Annotated in this window: 14 protein-coding genes; 5 read left to right on the forward strand and 9 right to left on the reverse strand. The window is 72.1% G+C overall.

From position 1 onward, the window contains the following. Nucleotides 1-42 precede the first annotated feature (42 nt). Entirely contained in the window at nucleotides 43-507 is a 465-nt protein-coding gene (locus WME96_RS00380; RefSeq protein ID WP_437288202.1) for an SRPBCC family protein, read from the reverse strand. Between the two features lie 121 nt (nucleotides 508-628). Between WME96_RS00380 and WME96_RS00385 the strand changes: the two genes are divergently transcribed. Together WME96_RS00385 and WME96_RS00390 are read left to right on the forward strand one after the other, a co-directional pair. Beyond that, the gene (locus WME96_RS00385; RefSeq protein WP_437288203.1) at nucleotides 629-2,266 is read left to right on the forward strand and encodes an FAD-dependent monooxygenase; all 1,638 of its coding nucleotides are present in this window, start codon (nucleotides 629-631) and stop codon (nucleotides 2,264-2,266) included. 15 nt (nucleotides 2,267-2,281) lie between these two features. After that, complete coding sequence (locus WME96_RS00390; RefSeq protein ID WP_437288204.1) at nucleotides 2,282-2,917, forward strand: TetR/AcrR family transcriptional regulator; 636 nt, start codon at nucleotides 2,282-2,284, stop codon at nucleotides 2,915-2,917. Nucleotides 2,918-2,965: 48 nt separating this feature from the next. On the opposite strand, the gene WME96_RS00395 is transcribed toward WME96_RS00390, so the two are convergent. The 3 genes from WME96_RS00395 to WME96_RS00405 form a co-directional block, all read right to left on the reverse strand. Beyond that, complete coding sequence (locus tag WME96_RS00395; protein ID WP_437288205.1) at nucleotides 2,966-3,832, reverse strand: Hsp33 family molecular chaperone HslO; 867 nt, start codon at nucleotides 3,830-3,832, stop codon at nucleotides 2,966-2,968. A gap of 260 nt (nucleotides 3,833-4,092) precedes the next feature. Further along, entirely contained in the window at nucleotides 4,093-8,343 is a 4,251-nt protein-coding gene (locus tag WME96_RS00400) for a hypothetical protein (protein WP_437288206.1), read from the reverse strand. Between the two features lie 14 nt (nucleotides 8,344-8,357). Then, entirely contained in the window at nucleotides 8,358-10,184 is a 1,827-nt protein-coding gene (locus tag WME96_RS00405; RefSeq protein WP_437288207.1) for an OmpA family protein, read from the reverse strand. A 254-nt stretch (nucleotides 10,185-10,438) separates the two neighbouring features. Here WME96_RS00405 and WME96_RS00410 point away from each other — a divergent pair, with 254 nt between their 5' ends. After that, on the forward strand, nucleotides 10,439-11,041 hold the full coding sequence (locus WME96_RS00410) for a superoxide dismutase (protein ID WP_437288208.1): 603 nt from the start codon (nucleotides 10,439-10,441) through the stop codon (nucleotides 11,039-11,041). Between the two features lie 142 nt (nucleotides 11,042-11,183). After that, nucleotides 11,184-11,999: a GNAT family N-acetyltransferase gene (locus tag WME96_RS00415; RefSeq protein ID WP_437288209.1), complete on the forward strand. Its 816-nt coding sequence runs from the start codon at nucleotides 11,184-11,186 to the stop codon at nucleotides 11,997-11,999. Nucleotides 12,000-12,044: 45 nt separating this feature from the next. On the opposite strand, the gene WME96_RS00420 is transcribed toward WME96_RS00415, so the two are convergent. Further along, the gene (locus WME96_RS00420) at nucleotides 12,045-13,385 is read right to left on the reverse strand and encodes an acetylglutamate kinase (RefSeq protein ID WP_437288210.1); all 1,341 of its coding nucleotides are present in this window, start codon (nucleotides 13,383-13,385) and stop codon (nucleotides 12,045-12,047) included. A gap of 5 nt (nucleotides 13,386-13,390) precedes the next feature. Then, entirely contained in the window at nucleotides 13,391-14,392 is a 1,002-nt protein-coding gene (locus WME96_RS00425; RefSeq protein WP_433932615.1) for an N-acetylornithine carbamoyltransferase, read from the reverse strand. A 438-nt stretch (nucleotides 14,393-14,830) separates the two neighbouring features. Here WME96_RS00425 and WME96_RS00430 point away from each other — a divergent pair, with 438 nt between their 5' ends. Then, nucleotides 14,831-15,142 (forward strand): hypothetical protein, encoded by a 312-nt coding sequence (locus tag WME96_RS00430; protein ID WP_061614599.1) that lies wholly within the window; start codon nucleotides 14,831-14,833, stop codon nucleotides 15,140-15,142. Between the two features lie 24 nt (nucleotides 15,143-15,166). Here WME96_RS00430 and WME96_RS00435 read toward each other — a convergent pair whose 3' ends face one another. The 3 genes from WME96_RS00435 to WME96_RS00445 form a co-directional block, all read right to left on the reverse strand. Next, on the reverse strand, nucleotides 15,167-15,991 hold the full coding sequence (locus WME96_RS00435) for a GNAT family N-acetyltransferase (protein ID WP_437288211.1): 825 nt from the start codon (nucleotides 15,989-15,991) through the stop codon (nucleotides 15,167-15,169). Nucleotides 15,992-16,232: 241 nt separating this feature from the next. After that, entirely contained in the window at nucleotides 16,233-16,910 is a 678-nt protein-coding gene (locus tag WME96_RS00440) for a hypothetical protein (RefSeq protein ID WP_437288212.1), read from the reverse strand. A 139-nt stretch (nucleotides 16,911-17,049) separates the two neighbouring features. Further along, nucleotides 17,050-18,036: an Rpn family recombination-promoting nuclease/putative transposase gene (locus WME96_RS00445; RefSeq protein WP_437288213.1), complete on the reverse strand. Its 987-nt coding sequence runs from the start codon at nucleotides 18,034-18,036 to the stop codon at nucleotides 17,050-17,052. Between the last annotated feature and the right edge of the window lie 262 nt (nucleotides 18,037-18,298).

An 18,298-nucleotide genomic window follows, 5' to 3' on the forward strand; every position in this document is an offset into this window, starting at 1 on the left:
AGGGCGGCCGGGCGGGGCGGCGGGGCGGCGGGACGGGCGGCGTCAGGCGGCGCTGCCGGGGGGCGAGGCCTCGAGCCGCGCCTTCTCGGCGAGCAGCAGCTCGGTGAAGACGGCGATGAAGATCTGCCGGGAGAGCGGCCCGAGCACGCGGCCGACGAGCGGGAGCGGGATCTCGAAGCGCGAGGTCCAGTCGACCTCGGTGCCGTCGCCGCGCGGGGTGAAGCGGAGGCGGGAGCCGTGGTGGCGGAGGGGCTGGGTGCTCTCGAGGATCTGGTAGTCGAAGGAGGCGGGGCGCTCGAAGGCGGTGATCTCCTCGACGTAGCGGATCCGCTTGCCGGCGCGCACCTCGCGGAGGGCGCCGAGGCCGTTGCGCTCGGTGAGGCCCGGGCGGATGACCTTGGTGTGGGTGCTGGACCCGGAGCGGAGGAAGCTCTCGTGGTCGGCCACCGCGTCGAAGACGCGCTCGACCGGGGCGTGGATGTAGACGTTCACGCGGACCTCTTCCATGCGGCGACGTTCGCATGAATCGCCCCGAGCGGGCACGGCCGCGGGAGACGGCGTGGCCTTGCCAACCACGCCCGCATTCCTATAGTGAGTGAGCACTCACTCACTATAGGGGAGGTACGCCATGACGGAAGCGTTGGACGCGCTCGTGGTCGGCGGAGGGCCGACGGGGCTCACCATGGCCGGGGAGCTCGCCAGGCGGGGGCTCACCGTGCGGATCGTCGACAAGGCAACGACGCCGCCGCCGGATCACTCGCGCGCGCTCGCCGTGCAGACGCGCACGATGGAGCTCTTCGGCGCCATGGGGCTCCTCGACGCAGCCCTCGCGCACGCCCGTCGCGTCGAGGGGCTCAACGTGCTGCTCGCGGGCGGACGGCGCGCGCGGCTGCCCATCTTCGATTTTCCGGAGCTGGCCACGCCCGTGCCCGGCGTCTTCGTCATCCAGCAGTTCGACACCGAGAGCGTCCTGGCGTCGCGGCTCCCCGGGCTCGGCGTGAAGCTCGAGCGCGGCGTCGAGCTCGCCTCCTACGCGCAGGACAGCGACGGCGTCACCTGCACGCTCCGCCGGGCCGACGGGAGCGCCGAAGAGGTGCGCGCGAAGTGGCTCCTCGGCTGCGACGGCGCGCGCAGCGCCGTCCGCAAGGGCGCGGACATCGGCTTCGAGGGCGACACCTACGACGACCACTGCGCGCTCGGCGACCTCGTCATGGACTGGCCGCTGCCGGACGGCGAGATCTACCTCAGCCCGTCGCGCCGGGGCGTCGCAGCAGCCTTTCCCGTGCCCGGCAGCCATCGGTTCCGGATCATCCTCATCCGGCCGGAAGCGCCGCCTGCGCACGGCGCCCCGCCCTCGCTCGAGGAGTTCGAGGGCATGATGCGCGAGATGATCCCGGTGCCCTTCCAGGTACAGAAGGCGATCGTCCTCTCGCGCTACCGGCTGCATCACCGCGTGGCCACGCGGCTGCGCGACGGGCGCGTGTTCCTCGCCGGAGACGCGGCGCACATCCACAGCCCGGCCGGCGGGCAGGGGATGAACACCGGGATCCAGGACGCCTACAACCTCGCGTGGAAGCTCGCGGCCGTCGAGCAGGGCCGCATGCCCGCGTGGGTGCTCGACACCTACGAGGTGGAGCGGCTGCCCGTGGCCCGCCGGCTGGTCGCCTTCACCGACCGACTCTTCGGGGCCCTGGCCGGCCACGGCCCGGTGGGCCGGACGCTGCGCGCTGTCGCGCCGCGCCTCGTGTCCCGCGCCTTCGGCATCGCCGCCGTGCAGCGCCGGATCGTGGGGTTCGTCTCCCAGCTCAAGATCCGTTACCGGAAGAGCCCCCTGTCGGTGCAGATCGGGACCGCGCCCGCGCGCGGCCCGCGCGCCGGCGACCGCGCGCCGGACGCCGTGCTGCGCGACGAGGCAGGCGAGCAGGTCCACCTCTTCGACGCGATGCGCGGCCTCGGATCGACGCTGCTGCTCTTCACCGGCCGGCAGCCGGCAGACGGCGCGGCGCGCGAGCGCGCGCGGCAGCTCGCAGCGCAGCGCAGCGGGCCGGACGTGAAGGTCCTGGTCATCGGCGCGCGCGCGGACGGCGGAGGGTACGCAGACCCCGACGGGCACGCCCACGCGGCGTACGGCGTCGACACGGAGGCCGCCGTGCTCGTCCGGCCGGACGGCTACATCGGCGTGCGCAGCGATCCGCTCGACGAGCGCGCGCTCGGGCGGGCGCTCGACCGGATCTTCACCCGCAGGGCCGGCGCCGCGCAGCGCTGAGCAGAGAGGACGCCGATGAGCCGACGCGCGCGCTCGAGCGACACGTTGACCGAGGCCCAGAAGAAGATCGTCGAGGCCGCGGTGACCGCGTTCGCGGAGCAGGGCTTCCACGGGACAGCGACCCGGGACATCGCGCGGCGCGCGGGGGTCGCGGAGGCGACGATCTTCAAGTACTTCCCCAGCAAGAGGGATCTCCTGCTCGGCGTGCTCGGCCCCGCCATCGAGCAGCTCGTGGGGCCCGCGATGGCGCGGTCCATGGACCCGCTCTTCAACGCGACGTACCCGAGCTTCGAGGCGTTCCTGCGGGCGCTCCTCGCCGAGCGCATCGCCTTCGTGCGCGAGCACCCGCGGCTCGTGCGCATCCTCGCGCAGGAGCTGCCGTTCGACGCGGAGCTGCGGGTCGGCGTCATGAGCCGGGTGTACGCGCCGTTCCTCGCGAAGGGGCTCGCGCTGATCGAGCGCTTCCAGCGCGAGGGGCAGATCGTCGACTGGCCGCCGCCCCTCGTCCTCCGGTGCGTCGCCTCGACGTTCGCGGGGTACATCCTCCACCGCGTCTTCGTCGCCCCCGACGCGGCGTGGGACGACGAGGTCGAGGTGGAGCGGGTCATCGGCTTCGTGATGCGCGGCCTCTCGCCCCGCCAGCCGGCGTGACGAGCGCCGCGCCGGCGGGCGCGCGCGGGCGCGCTGGCCGCCCGGCGGTCAGCTCGTCGTCAGCAGCGAGCGGAGCTGCGACGGCGAGACCTGGTAGTCCTTGCCGCAGTAGTCGCAGCGGATGTCGAGGATCTTGCCGTCCTCGACCATCTCCTCGATGTCGCTCCTCGGCAGGCTCGCCAGCGTGGTCATGACCCGGAGCTCGCTGCAGCGACAGCTGAAGCTGAGCGGCGAGTCGTCGAGCCGCGAGAACGGCATGCCGTGGAGCAGCTCCTCGAGCAGCACGTCCGCCGAGGCGCCCTCGTGCGCGAGCACGTCGTCGAGGCGCTCGAAGTCCTTCAGCCGCTCGGTCATCACCATGAGCGGGCCGCGCTCGACCTCGGGCAGGAGCTGCACGAGGTACCCGCCGGAGGCGCCGACGCCGTCCTCGCCGAGGAGCGTCGCCACGGCGATCATCGAGACGACCTGCTCGGACTCCTGCATGTACGCCATGAGGCCGCCGGAGATGCCGCCCTCGGCCGGGACCTCGACGACCCCCTGGTGGAGCATGCCGCTCGGCAGCGTGCGCATGACCTGCAGCAGCGACCCTGCGCCGACCTCGACGGCGCTCCCGTCGGCGGCGCCCTTGCCCAGGTTGACGAGGCCGCGGCTCGTGCCGTCGGGGTGCGAGTCGGCCACGAGCGTCCCGTTGCCGGACGCGCCCTTGATGATCGCCTGCACCCGCAGGTTCGGCGCCATCGCCTCGCGCACGAGGATGGCGCCGGTGATGAGCTCTCCGAGCCGCTGCGCGGTCTTGCCGGAGGCCGATTGCACCGCGATGGCCCCGCGCACCGTCTCGGTGGTCAGCGCGGTGATGACGCGAAAGGCGCCATCGATCGTGATGGCGCGAACGACGGAATCAGAAGGTCGGAGCAAGATGCACTCTCCCGTGAAAAATTATCGTTAGACCACGGACGGCGGATGGCAACCCGCGGCGCATCGGGCCGGGGGTTCGTGGGGGCCGCGCCCGTCGGGCGGGGCAGCGAGGGCCGGGCGCAACGTGGTTGGGGCCAGGCGCAACCTCGGATGGGCTCGCCCTCGCGTGCAAGGTTCTCGAATAGTTCAGTGTTCCCGTTGACTTGCAACACCGGCGCCCCCGCCGGCTCCGCGTCGGGGGCGCCGTCGAGGAGGCGCGCTCAGCTCCGGCGGCGCCGGTGCAGCGCGGCCGCGCAGGCGCCGATCGCCAGCAGGGCCCACGGCGCCGAGCGGCCGCCGTCGTCGTCCGCGCCGACCGTGCAGGCGCAGCCGCCGCCTTGCACCACGACGCCCTCGCCGGGCGGCGCCGTGGGGCACGGGCCGATCGACCCGTCCGGAGCGCGGCAACCCGCGACGCACTCCTTCGTGGCCTGGTCGCACACCATCCCGGGGCCGCAATCGCTGTCCTCCTCGCACACCGGGGGCACGTCGTCCGAAGGGTCGTTCGGATCCCGCTCGCCCGCGTCGACAACGCCGTCGTGGTCCGCGTCCTCCTCGCCGTCGATCGCCCCGCCGCCGTCCGTGTCGGCCACCGTCGGATCGGTCGTGGTCTCCCCGCCGTCGCCGTCGGGCACGCACGTCTTCACGTCGAGGTTGGTGTCCTCGTGCGAGCAGTCCTTGCCCATCTCGGTGCCGTCGAAGAGCCCGTCGCCGTCGCTGTCGGGATCGCGCGCGTTGATCTTCCCGTCCCCGTCCGTGTCGGCGCCGGGCTCGATCTCCTCGCCGTCGATCACCCCGTCGTCGTCGGTGTCGGCGTCGTCCGGATCGGTGCCGAGCGCCGTCTCCTCGCTGTTCGAGAGCCCGTCGCCGTCGCGATCGCCGCGATCGTCGCCGGCGTTGTTCGGATCGGTCTCGGCGCTGCCCTCGTCGACCGCGCCGTTGTGGTTCAGGTCCTCCTCGCCGTCGACGACGCCGCCGCGATCGGTGTCGGGATCCACCGCGCTCGTGGTCGAGAGCCCGCCGTCCGCGTCCGGCGTGCAGCTCGCCGCCTCGGGGTCGGTGTCCGTGTCGGCGCAGTCCTTCCCCGCCTCGGTGCCGTCGAAGAGCCCGTCCCCGTCGCTGTCCGCGTCGAGGACGTCCACGAGATCGTCGCCGTCGCCGTCGTCGCTCGGGTTCGGCTCGTCGCCGTCGAGCAGGCCGTCGTTGTCGGTGTCGCGATCCGCCGGATCCGATCCGAGGAACACCTCGAGATCGTCGCTCAGCCCGTCGCCGTCGCCGTCGCCGTTCTGCGCGTCGTCGCCGCCGTGGCCCGCGCTCGGATCGGTCTCGCCCGCCTCGATCGCGCCGTTCAGGTTCGCGTCCTCCGAGCCGTCGGTCGCGCCGCCCCGATCGCTGTCGCGGTTCACCGCCGACGTCGTGACCGAGCTGTCGGCGTCCGCCGTGCAGTGGCCGGCCGCCTCGTCGGTGCCCGGGCCGTCGCAGCCGAGGCCCATCTCCGTGCCGTCGAAGAGGCCGTCGTCGTCGCTGTCCACGTCGCGCGCGTTGACGAGGCCGTCGCCGTCCGTGTCGTCGCTGGGGTTCGGCTCCTGCCCGTCCTGCACGCCGTCGTCGTCGGTGTCGGCGTCGCCCGGATCGGTGCCCAGCGTCTCCTCGAGATCGTCGCTCAGCCCGTCCTCGTCCGCGTCGTCGTTGCCGCCGTCGTCGTCGCCGTGGCCGCGGGTCGGGTTGGTCTCGCCGTTGTCCGCCACGCCGTTCAGGTTGGCGTCCTCCGAGCCGTCGCTCGCGCCGCCGTTGTCCGAGTCCGCGTCGAGCGGCGACGTCCTCGTGGCGCCCGCGTCCGCGTCGGCGACGCAGCGCCTCGACGGCGCGGTGCCGGGCCCGTCGCAGCCCAGGCCGAGCTCGGTGCCGTCGAAGAGGCCGTCGTTGTCGCTGTCGACGTCGAGCGGGTTGATCAGCCCGTCGCCGTCCGTGTCGTCCGTCGGGTTCGGCTCGGCGCCGTCGCGCACGCCGTCGCCGTCCGTGTCGGCGTCGTTCGGGTCCGTGCCGAGCGCGGCCTCGAGGGCGTCGCTCAGCCCGTCGCTGTCGCTGTCCGTGATCAGCCGGTCGTCGGCGTGCTGGCCGGCGCGAGGGTCGGTCTCGCCCGCGTCGACCATGCCGTCGAGATCCGTGTCCTCCGAGCCGTCGGTCACGCCGCCGCGGTCGGTGTCGGCCCGGAGCGGCGACGTCTTGGTCGCGCCGGCGTCGCCGTCCGGCCTGCAGTGGCCCGCCGCCGCGTCGGTGCCCGGCCCGGCGCAGCCGAGGCCGAGCTCGGTGCCGTCGAAGAGGCCGTCGTTGTCGCTGTCGATGTCGAGGGCGTTGATCAGCCCGTCGCCGTCGTTGTCGTCGGTCGGGTTCGGCTCGTCGCCGTCGCGCACGCCGTCGTCGTCGGAGTCGGCGTCGGTCGGCGACGTGCCGAGGTACTCCTCGAGGGCGTCGCTGAGCCCGTCGCCGTCCGAGTCGGCGTTCTGGGTGTCGTCGCTGCCGTGCCCGGCCGTCGGATCCGTCTCGCCGGGGTCGAGCACGCCGTTCAGGTTCGCGTCCTCCGAGCCGTCGGGGACGCCGCCGTTGTCGGTGTCCGCGTCCAGCGGCTCGGTCGTCGTCGCCCCGCCGTCGCCGTCGGGCACGCAGTGCCCCGCCAGCGCGTTGGTGCCCGGCCCGTTGCAGTCCGTCAGGCCGATCTCCGTCGCGTCGAAGAGGCCGTCGTTGTCGCTGTCGACGTCGAGCGCGTTCACGAGGCCGTCGCCGTCCGTGTCGCGGTCCCAGAGCTGCTCGTCGCCGTCGGCGATGCCGTCGTCGTCCGAGTCGGCGTCGTTCGGATCGGTGCCGGCGTCGATCTCGTCGCCGTCGCTGAGGCCGTCGCTGTCGCTGTCGACGAGGATCGCCGTGGGCTGCGCGCCCGGCGCGGCGCCGTCGCTGTCCGTGGGGTACTCCTGGGCGGCCCCGCCCTCGGGGCTCTGCCCGGTGACGAGCGCCTGGTTCACGATCTCGTCGTTCGTGCCCGCGTCGATGGTGACGCGGAACCGCACCGTCGTGGTCTCGCCGACGCCGAGCGAGCCGCCGCTGGCCGCGCTGGCGCCGCTCCCGAGCCGGACGCGGATCCTCCGGGAGCCGGCGATGTACTCGCCCTCGTCGTCGCCGGCCGCGTCGGTCACGCCGCCCGCGTTCGGGCCCGTCGCGATCTCGAGCGAGCCCGCCACGTACGTGACCCCGGCGGGCAGCGGGTCGTTCAGCACGACCCCCGCGGCCTCGTCGTCCCCGGTGTTCGCGACGATGATCGTGTATTCGAGCGTGTCGCCGGGCGAGACGCCGCCGCCGTCGAGGTCCAGGACCGACTTGCTCGAGGTGGAGAGATCCGGCAGGAGCGTCGGCACCGACGTGACGATGCCGCCGAGCAGGTAGCTGTCGGCGCCCGAGACGACCGCGCCGATCTGCGCGTCGGTGTCGCCGGCCCTGAGCAGATCGGGCGGGACCTGGACGACGTCGATGTCGATGCCGCTCATGCTCAGCGGCCCGCCGGTGAGCCGCGGCAGGTCGCCCGCCGTGGACGCCGGCGCGCCGAGGAAGGAGCGGGAGCTGTTGAAGAAATTGTTCGCCGGGTTCTGCGCGTCGAACAGCGCCGTCCCGTTCCACTCGAGCGCGTCGCCGGTCGAGCTGTCGCCGTCGTAGCCGATGACGCCGAGCTTCGCCGGGCCCGCGCCCGAGGGGACGACGAACCCCGAGATCGTCCAGCCCACGGTCGCGCCGTCGATCACCGGATCCAGCCCGTCGAAGATGGCGAGGTTCCGCGCGGGCGCGGTCGTCTGCTCGTAGAGCACGACCATCCACCAGCCGGCGAACGTGAACGCCTGGGTCACGCCGTTGAGGGCGGCCGCGTTCAGGATGCCGCTCAGGCGATAGGCCCCCGCGCCGCGCGTCTGCACGATCGAGGTGACGTCGGCGACCGCCTGCGAGTGCGTGAGGCCGGTGAGCGCCTCGCCCGACAGGGTGCCCGTCACGTCGGAGGCGAAGGTGCCGGGCCGATCCAGGGTCACGGTGAGATCCGCCGTGCCCGAGGAGCGGCTCACCGCCCAGTAGAGGTAGGCGTGCGTCACCCGCGCGCCCGCCGGGAGGCTGAGCACCGCGGTGCTGCGGGCCGCCGAGGGAGATATCGTGTTGTTCGCCTCGGCCTGCCCTGCGAGGGGGCTGTCGGACCGCCAGTAGATGTCGGGCGCCGAGTCGCTGAGCGTCGCGCTCGCGCCGCACGCCCCGACCGTCCCCAGCGTCGGCGCCGGCGTGGTCGAGGCGCAGTCGTGCGCGAGCGTGTTGCCGATGAGGACGAAGTCGCCCCGCTGCGCCACCTGGACCCGGTTGACGGGATCCGCGCTCGCGGTCCCCGAGAGCGCCCCGAGCAGCGCGGCGCTGGTGAGCCCCGTGTATGCCAATCGCTTTGCCATCGAAGCCTCCAGCCCTATTGCTGCTTCTTTGCCTTCTCGACGATGTTGAACTGGACGCGCCGGTTCTTCTGGCGCCCCGCCTCGGTCTTGTTCTCCGCGATCGGGACGTCAGGCCCGTACCCCTTGGCCTGCAGGCGATCGGCCGCGATGCCGCGCTCGACGAGCGCCCGCTGCACCGACTCGGCGCGGGCCTGGCTCAGCTTCGTGTTGAACTGGCGCGTGCCGCGGTCGTCGGTGTGGCCCTGGACCTCGATCTTGAGGATCTCGGGGTGGTCCTTGAGCACGCCGGCGACCTCGTCGAGCAGCTCGTCGCTCACCGGCCGGATGGTCGCCTTGCCGGTGTCGAACTGCACCTGCTGGAGGATGACGATCTCGGTCTCGGTCACGCGGACCGCGACCGGGCACCCGTTCTGCTTCGGGTCCTCGTCGGCCTTGCCCTTCTCGTTCGGGCAGGCGTCCTTGTCGTCGCGGATGCCGTCGCCGTCGGTGTCGCCCGGGCAGCCGTTCGTGGCCGGATCGGTCGTGGCGACGCCGGGGATCTCCGGGCACGCGTCCGAGGGATCGGGGATCTTGTCGCTGTCGCGATCGGGCGGCGGCGGGCAGCCGTTCGCCTTCGGGTCGTCGCTCGCCGGGCCGGCCTGATCCGGGCACGCGTCGACGTCGTCGAGGACGCCGTCCTTGTCGCGATCCCCGGGCGGCGGGCAGCCGTTCTTCTTCGGGTCCGGCGAGGCGACGCCGGCCACCGCGGGGCAGGCGTCGACGGCGTCGAGGATGCCGTCGTGGTCCGCGTCCTTCGGCGGCGGACAGCCGTGCTTCGCGCGATCCGCGCTGCCGACGCCCGCGACGTCCGGGCAGGCGTCGTCCGCGTCGGGGATGCCGTCGCCGTCGCGGTCCTTCACGGGCGGCTTCACCTCGGGCGAGTAGGCGATGAGGGCCGCCGCGCGGAACGACGGCGTGCCGACGCCCGCGGTGAGGCCGGGGCCCACGCCGAGCCCGGCCTCGAAGTCGTCGGCGAAGCGGTAGCGCCCGCCGAGCAGGGCCTCGAGGTTGGTGGTGCGCTGCTGGACGTCGGAGACCGTGACCGAGCCGGTGATCTCCGGCCCGATCTGCAGGCGCCGCTCGTCGTCGAGCAGCAGCCCGACGCCGGCGCCCCAGTGCACCATCATCCCCTGCTCGACGTTGGCGAACTGCCGGGTGGACCGGAACTCCGGCCCCGCGGCGAGCGACCACACCGCGCGATCGAGGTGGCCGCCGAGGATGAGCTGGGGCCCGCCGCGCACGCTGCCGTCACCGGAGTACGCCTCGGGGCTGCCGGTCGGCAGAAACACGTGGCCGGCGATGGCGATCTGGAACGGGTCGAAGTAGCCGCCGAAGAGCGTCGCGCGCGCGCCGAGCCGGAGGTCGCCGAGCGCGCTGCTGGACGGCTGCGGGAGCAGCGCCCCCGAGGCGGCCCCGCCGTCGCCGGACTGGAGCGCGAGCGGCAGATCGACGTTCACCGTGAGGTGCTTCCAGAGGGAGAGCGAGGCGTTCAGGTGGAGCAGGAGCTGGCTGCCGACGACCTTGCCGGCGTCGAACTCCTCGTTTCCCGACTCCCGCCGCAACACCAGCGGATCCTGGGCATAATCGCCGAGGATCATGATGTGCGGTGATGTGTCTCCTGCTGTGTAGGCGGACGGGACTCCGAACATCCTGTCGCCGGCAGGCGCGGGCTGGAACCTGTCGAGCGCGAACCCCTCGGGTCTCGCGGGTTCCTGCGCCTCTGCGCGCGCCGCTGCGCCGAGCAGGCACAGCGCCGCCGCGAGCGCGGCCGTCGGATGGGTTCCCTGTGTACGAGCCGGCATGGGACGAGGTCGCCTCCTTGCGTGAAGGAACAGCAAGTCCCGGGAGTATCGACCGAAACGGGCGCGGCGTTCAACGTTTCGCGGGGAGGGGCTCGGCGCCGTACGGATTTCCCGCATGGATCTCGGGCGGACCGGCGCCGCGAGGTGGCCGCGAGTCACGCGCACGGCAGGGTTGCTACCGGACAGCAGCAGCGGTAGAGCGGCCACCCAACCCCGCGGCACGCGTTGCTCGCGGCACTCGTCAGGAGGCACCCATGGCCCGCGAACCGAAGAACTTCGACCATCTCCTCGGCGGCAACGCCAAGGGCTTGAGTGATCTGCAGCTCAAGGCGCATTTCACCCTGTACCAGGGCTACGTGAAGAAGCTGAACGAGATCTGGGAGCAGCTCGGCAAGGCGGACCGCAGCGCGCCGAACTACTCGTACAACGCGTACAGCGAGCTCAAGCGCCGCGAGCCTGTCGCCTTCAACGGCACGGTGCTGCACGAGCTCTACTTCGAGAACATCGGCAACGGCTCGACGCAGCCGAGCGCCCAGGCGAAGCAGCTCATCGAGTCGTCGTTCGGCAGCTTCGATAACTGGCTGGCCGACGCGAAGGCGTCGCTCCTGAGCGCCCACGGCTGGACGGTGCTCGTGTACGACTATCAGGAGAAGAAGCTCCTGAATAACCTCGTCCGGACCGAGCACGACGTGGGTCTGTTCGCGAACACGCATATCATGGTCGCCATCGACGCCTGGGAGCACGCTTACTTCGCGGACTACCAGACCAAGAAGGCGGACTACGTGGCCAACGTGCTCTCCGGCCTGAACTGGGACGTCATCAACGCGCGCCTCCAGCAGGTCAGCGGCCACCAGTAGGCCTGGTCACACGGCGGGGGCACGCGTCCCCGCCGCCCCACCGGGCCGGGCAGCTCGGCAAGACCTCTCCTCGACTCCCCCCAAGCCTGGCGCTCGTCGCGATGTGCCCTTGCCGCCTGGCTCCTGTAGACTGCACGCGACAATGAGCAAGGCCCCACCGAGCTCCCCCGGCACCGGGGAGGAGAGCCTCATCCACGTACGCCGGATCCACCGACGCGACCTGAACCGCGTTTGGGAGTTTCTCAAGAAGGTGTTCCGCGACGTGAACCGGGAGACGGTCGAGTACCAGCGGCCACGCTCGAAGAAGCGGTTCCTGGAGGTCTACGAGGAAGAAGGCGTCGAGCAGCTCCTCTTCGAGGTCCGTCAAGGGGAAGTCCAGGAGATCGTCGGCTACGCCGAGTGCGCGTTCGAGATCACCGGGACCGACAACTGGATGAACGAGCGGTACTTCACGAAGCACGACATGCGGCCGCTCTTCGTCGAGGAGCTCGCGGTCCACCCCGAGTACCAGGGCCGCGGCGTCGGCGCCTTCATGCTCGAGCAGCTCGAGCACCTCGCGCGCATCCACGGGTGCACCCACCTCGTGCTCGAGGTGGCCGAGAACAACATCGGCGCGCTCAGGTTCTATCGAAAGCGCAGCTTCTACCGGCTCGACGCCGCGATCTTCATGGCGAAGAAGGTCGCCGTCGACTCCGAGCTCCTGCCGCCGCGCGCGCTCAAGAAGCCGCGCCCCCCGGAGGAGCTCGGCGCGCCCGCGAAGCCGAAGCGATCGTCCAGGCGGCCTGCGAAGGGGCGCGGCGCCGACAAGAGGTCGGGCCCCCCGCCGTCGCAGCCGCCGGAAACATCCCGGTCGGACGCGCCGGCCGGCGCGACGCGCGAGCCCCCCGCCGAGGCGGGCGCGACGACAACGAGGCTGATCCGCCCTGTGCCGGAGCGCGACGGCGGCGCGTCGTCCTGAGCCCGAGCGCGGCGCGACGACCGCGCCGCGCCGGGGGGCGCGCCCTCAGAGCTCGACCGTGCCGTGCTGGCGCAGGGTCGCGGGCAGCGACAGCGCGTGATCGATGCAGGCGCGGATGTCGTCGAAGCTCGAGAGGCCGTACCAGAACACCGTCCAGTTCTCGTTGCGGTAGCTGCCCTCGGCCTGCTGGAAATACCAGGGGTTGATCTCGTTGCCGTTCCGCGCGCGCCAGAACAGCCGCGGGTTCTCGCTCTTCATCCGCGTCCAGAGCGAGCCGCCGATCCCCACGCCCTGCGCCTCCGTCGTCACCGCGAACTTGTCGAGGTACGGGGTCGACGGCGCCTTGTCCTTCGCGTCGAGCGTGAGGATCGCCGTCGCCCGGTACGAGTCGGACAGGTAGATGCGGTAGAACGGCTTCTTGTCGAAGTAGTGCTCGTCGAGCTTCCGCTCGAAGCACGCCTCGAGCAGATCGCGCAGCCGGCCGCGGTCGATGCCGTTCAGCGTGTCGTGCCGCAGGATCCGCTCGCCGCGGCGGACGAGCGTGCCAGATCCCGTGTGCGTGAAGAGCTCCTTCGCCAGGTGATCGGGCGCGGTGATCGAGACCGACGAGGTCGCCGGCAGGCCGTCGAGCAGGAGCTTGATCTCCTGCAGCTTGAGCCGCATGCCGTCGGTCAGCCAGGGCTGGGCGATGAGGCCCGCGTAGTCCTCCTGGAGGTTGACGGCCGAGATGATGCGCCCGTGCTCGTCGAGGAGGCCGCCCGCGCTCGTGAGGAAGATCATCTTGAACGGCTGCGTCGCGAGCGCGAGCTCGCGCGCGGCCACGTCCGCGTTGATGTTGACGATCTGCCCGCCCGGCGTCTCGCCGAGGCAGGCGAGGATCGGCAGGTGCCCCGCGCGGAGGCTGGACCGCACCGCGTCGACATGGACGCGCTCCACCCTGCCGACAAGGCCGAGGCGCCCCTCGTCCAGCAGCGAGGCCTCGAAGACGCCCGCCGTGATCGGCCGCGTGCGCGTGCCCATCTCCTCGAGCGCCTCGACGAGCCGCAGGTTCTCGCGGAGGAAGACGCGGCGGGCGACCTCCAGGATGCGCGGCGTCGTGACGCGCAGCCCGTCGACGCGCTCGGTCGGGATGCCCGCCTCGGCGAGCGCCCTGTCGAGCTGCGGCCCGGCGCCGTGGATGACGATCGGGTACAGGCCGACCTGGTTCAGGAACACGAGCGAGGTCGCGAGCGCCTCGAGGTCCTCATCGAGGATGGCGCCGCCCACCTTGATGACGGCGAACTTCTGCTGATCGACCGCCGCGTACTGCTTCAGGTACTGCTCGACCTCCTTGCGGCTGCCGAGGTTCCTGAGCAGGCGGACGATGACGTCTTGCGTCGAGCCCATCGTGGTCACCACCCGTTCGCCAGCAGGTCCATCACGGCCTTCTGGACGTGCAGCCGATTCTCGGCTTCATCGATGACCATGGAAGCGGGCGAGTCGATCACCGCGTCCGTGACCTTGACGTTGCGCCGGGCCGGGAGGCAGTGGGAGAAGAGCCCGCCGGCGGTGAGCGCCATCTTCTGCTCGTCGACGATGAAGTGTTTGTGCTTGTCGCGGATGGGCTTCTCCTGCTCCCAGCGCCCGAAGTACGGAATCGCGCCCCAGCTCTTCGCGTACACGACGTGGGCGCCGCGGTAGGCGGACTCGATGTCGTAGGTGATGGTGAGCTTCCGCCCGTTGTCCGCCGCGCTCTTCCTTGCGGCGTCGAGGTAGCGGTCGTCGAGGTGGTACTCCTCGCCGGGGCAGAGCAGGGTGACGTCCATGCCGAGCTTGGAGGCGATGAGGACGGCGGAGTTGGCGACTGCGGTGTTGAGCGGGCGCGGGTGGTACGTCCAGGTGAGGACGAACTTCTTGCCGTCGAGGCGGCCGAGGCGCTCCTTCATGGCGAGCGCGAGCGCGAGCTCCTGGCAGGGGTGGGTGATGGTCTCCAGGTTGATGACGGGCACGGTCGCGTGGCGGGCGAAGCTCTGGAGCACCTTGTCCTGGCGATCCTCTTCCCAGCGCTGGAACCTGGGGAACGCGCGCACGCCGATGAGGTCGGCATAGCGCGAGAGCACGCGGGCGACCTCCGCCACGTGCTCCTCGGGCTCGCCGTCCATCACGGCGCCGTCCTCGAACTCGATGGGCCACGCGCCCCGGCCGGGCTCCAGCACGACAGCGTGGCCGCCGAGCTGCCGGATGCCGACATCGAAGGAGGTGCGCGTGCGCAGCGACGGGTTGAAGAAGACGAGCGCGATGGTGCGATCCTGGAGGCGCGGCTCGATCGGCCGCCGCTTGAAGCGCTGCGCGCGCTCGAGGAGGCCCTCGATCTCGGCGCGGGTATAGTCCATCGTGGTCAGAAAGTGCCGCATCGGATGCCTCCTCGTCCGGACACGCGTGGAGCGGGCGCACGCATTGGAGCAATCCTGGCGGCGATGTCAACGACGCACGCGGGCGCGCGCCGCTGTCGCGCCGAGTCGAGCGCGGCGGCCGCGGGAGCTGGGCCGGCGCTCCGGAGCCGGCCGCTCTCGAGGCGTGTCCTCCACGGTGCGCGCGGGGTGGGGAAGGACAGGCGCTCTGGATACCGGCTCTCCCGGGAGAGCTCAGGATTGCACGCCTCGATTTCAGGAACGAAAGGGGTACGTCGAGCTCCCAGGAAAAAACGCGCGGAAAACCAGGTGTCGTTCCCTGGCCCGCATCCTGCTAATCACGTGGGGCAGAGCGCCCGTGACGGTTTCCCCCCCCTCCGTCGAATGGGCGCTCTTTTTTTTGTGCCCGTGCGGCGGTGTCGCGCGAGCATGGGTGTTCCGATGACGCTGGTCGTGATCCTCACGGTGCGGTGCGAGGCGCTCGACGCGTTCCGCGCCTACGAGAGGAAGGCGGCGGCCGTGATGGCCCGGTATGGCGGCGCGATCGAGCGGACCGTGGTGACAGCGCCCGACAGCGCTGGGCTCCGCTTGAAGGAGGTTCACATCGTCACCTTCCCTGACGAACAGGCCTTCTCGGCGTATCGTCGAGACGGCGAGCTCGGGGCGGTGGCGCACCTGCGGGACGCGTCGGTCGTCGAGACCGAGATCCTGCGCGGGGAAGAGGGGCCGGACTACCACGCTGCCCCTGGCTGACGCAGGTCGCGGCGGAGCGCTGCGCTACGGCTGCTCCGGCGGCTCGGCGATGCACGCGGTGGCCACGCGCTCGAAGCCGACGCGCTCGTAGACGCGGGCGACATCGTCGTTCTGGGCGGACAGGAACACCGTGCGATGGCCGGCGTCGAGGGCGTGGCGGGCCAGGATGGCGGTGACCGCGGCGGCGAGCCCTTGCCGGCGGGCCGCCGGCAGCGTGCCCACGCCGACGATCTCGGCCACGCCCTCCGCGTGCTGGTAGCTGCCCGCGCAGAGCGGACCGGTGAGGGCGCCGTGGCGACCGCGGGCGGCGGCGTGCACCAGCGTCCGCTCGACCAGCGACGCGCGCCACGAGGCCGCGTGTCCGGCCGGGAGCGCGGCCGCGGTGGCGTCGCGCTCCGCCGGTCCCGCGGGGCCCGTTGCGGTGCTGAGCGCGCCGAAAGCGACGAGCGCGACGGCCTGAATGGCGGCGAGATCCGGATCCTCGGCGGTGACGATCGACAGCGAGATGTCTGCCGGCAAAGGCACCTGGACGGGCTCGCCGGAGAGCACGAGCAGCGGGCAGCGACGGACGTACAGGCCGGCGGCCTCGGCCGCGGCGTCGAGCCCCGGGGTGGTCTCCTGCACCCACTCGAACGCTTCCGGGACCGAGAGCTCGCGCTGACGCGCGCGCACCGCGGCCACGTCCTCGGCCGACACGGGGCCGCGGCGGCCGAGGGTGGGGCGGGCATAGTAGGGCCAGCCGTCGCCGCGGCGGGTGAAGAGGGTCAGCGGTCCGTGGTCCTCGGCGTCCGCGTGCCGTCGAGGGACGGCGTCGTAGAACCGCTCGAGGGTGGCGAGGAGGGCGCTCATGGGCGGACGGGCCGTGTCGTGGACTCCGGGGAGCGCGCCTCCGCGGCAGCGCCTCGCGGCGGGCGTGCGCGGAGGGCGGTGGGCTCGGGGGAGGGGAGGTGCGTCTCTGCCATGACAGCCGAGGGCGATGCGATGCTGGTAATGGAGAACGGTGGTCCTGTCGAGGGAGACAAGCGCTCCTGGCGCGGGGCGTCCGTCGGGGTCGCGGAGCGTCCGTCGGGGTCGGCGTGGCGCTGGGGGATCAGTCGGTACCGCCGCCAGGGCCCGGGCTGGTTGCGTGGCAGTCGCCCGGACAGTTGCAGTCGTTCTCGCCCGCGCCGCAGGCGCCGTCGCCGCACTTCGCGCAGAGGTGCGCGTCGGGCGCCGTGACCACGCACTGGCCGTCGACGCGAGCCATCGCGGGGACGCGCGCGAGCCCCGGGCAGCAGACGGTGAACGATTTGCCGGACGCCATCGCGCCTTCCCCCGAGCAGCGCGAGGCGAGCTCCGCGCACGAGCCATCGGCTTGCTGGACGTAGCCGGGCAGGCAATCGCACTGCGGTCGCCGAGGGCGGAGCACCGGCACCGTTCCGGCCGGCCCTCTCGGCCCGAGCTGGAGCGAGGGCTCGGTGGGAGAGCGCGGCGGCGCGGCGCCGCCCGGGCTCGCCGCCGGCGGGGGAGGTGTGCGAGGCGGGGGAGGGGAAGCGATCTTGCCGTCGGGCGTCTGGGAGGCGATCGGGATCCAGTCGACGACCTGCCCGTCCGGCGTGACGGTGGTGGCCACGATGTTGCGGCGGGTGGGCCGCAGCGTTCCACCCGGCGCGCAGGGGTCGTCGGCGCCCGGGCCAGGGGGACCCACGGGGGCCGGCTCGCTGGCGGCGCAGCCCATCGAGAGGAGCAGCAGAGAGCAGCGGAGCAAGGCAGGCGCGTTCATGGGCATGAAACACGGGAGCCTACGGGATCTTACGGCGAGCGCGCTGGATCACGGGGCTGGGGAGTGAGCTCCTTCAGGCAATGGCAACAGCGACGAGCTGATGGGGGAGCATCGCGACGTACCGAGCGGAGCCGGAGGAGCTGCGTCAACGCTCGGTCAGGCAGTCGTCGAGCGTGGGCGAGGAGAGGACGCGCTCGGTCCACCCTTCGATCTGCGCGGCATCGGCGGCGCGGACGCGCGCCACGACCGGCTCGGGCAGCTCGCCGAAGCGCAGCCGGAGCTGCTTGAGCAGCGTGCTTCGCTGCCCCGCCAGGCGGCCCTCCCGCTCGCCCGCCAGGCGGCCCTGCTCGCGAAGGTAGTCTGCGATGGTCACGATCTCCTCCTCGGCCTCCGGCCCCGCCGCCACGAGCAGCCGCTGCAGCAGCTCCCTTGGCTGGGCCGGGTCGGCGATGTTCAAGATATACCGCCACACGCGCGACAGCGCAGCCCCACCGCCGGGCGCGCCGCGCACCTCCCGGACCAGCTCGTACCAGCCCGACAAACGCGCCACCAGCTCGTCCGGGCGACGCGCGTGCCGGAAGCACCAGAGCACCAGCCGCCCGAGCGCCGTCATCGCCCGCGCCCGCAGCGCCTCGTCGGTCTCCTTGCTGATGTCGTCCAGCACGAACCGGAAGTGCGGGATATATGCGGCGATCAGCCGCAGCACCTCCGGCGGAAGGTCGACCACGTCCTGGAACGTGACCGCCGCGGTCCAGCCTGTGTCGCTGTGGTGCAGCACCACCGGCAAGATCGCCGGAAGGCGCGTCGACCTGGGGTGGCGCCCGAGGTGGCCCTTCCAGATGCGGACCATGTACTCGAGCAGCCGGAAGGCCATGAGCGGGTGCGTCGTGCTCTGGTGCTCGAAGAGCACGTAGATGAACAGCGGCGCTTCCGCGAGCCTGGCGGAGAAGAGCAGGTCGCTCTGGCTGGCGGCGAGCTCTTCGTCGATGAAGCTGCCGGACTGCAGCGCCAGCGACGCGAAGTCGATGCGGGCGGCCAGGGCAGCGGGCAATACCTGACGGAGCGCCGCGGCGGCGTGCTCCGGCTGGCTGAACGTGGACTTGAACAGGGCGTCATGAGGGGTCGGCGTCATGGGGATGGCACGCAGCGGGCGCCGCGCGGCGCGGCGGCGAGGCTCCATCTCTGAGTTCCGGGGATGTCAGCGCCGTGATCTGGAATTGCGATCGACGGCTTGCTCTGCGGCACGTGGGAGATCGCTTCCCGGGCAGCCGCTCGGCCCGACTACCCCCCGGTCGCGGCGTTCTGCGCCGCGCTTGCCGCCACGCGGCTCCGGTTCTGCCATTCGGGACCGCTCTCCGCCCCCACCCGGCCCCGGTTTCGCCGTTCGAGCCCGC

The organism is Sorangium sp. So ce406 (assembly GCF_051474675.1).
Classification (GTDB): Bacteria; Myxococcota_A; Polyangia; order Polyangiales; family Polyangiaceae; genus Sorangium; species Sorangium cellulosum_G.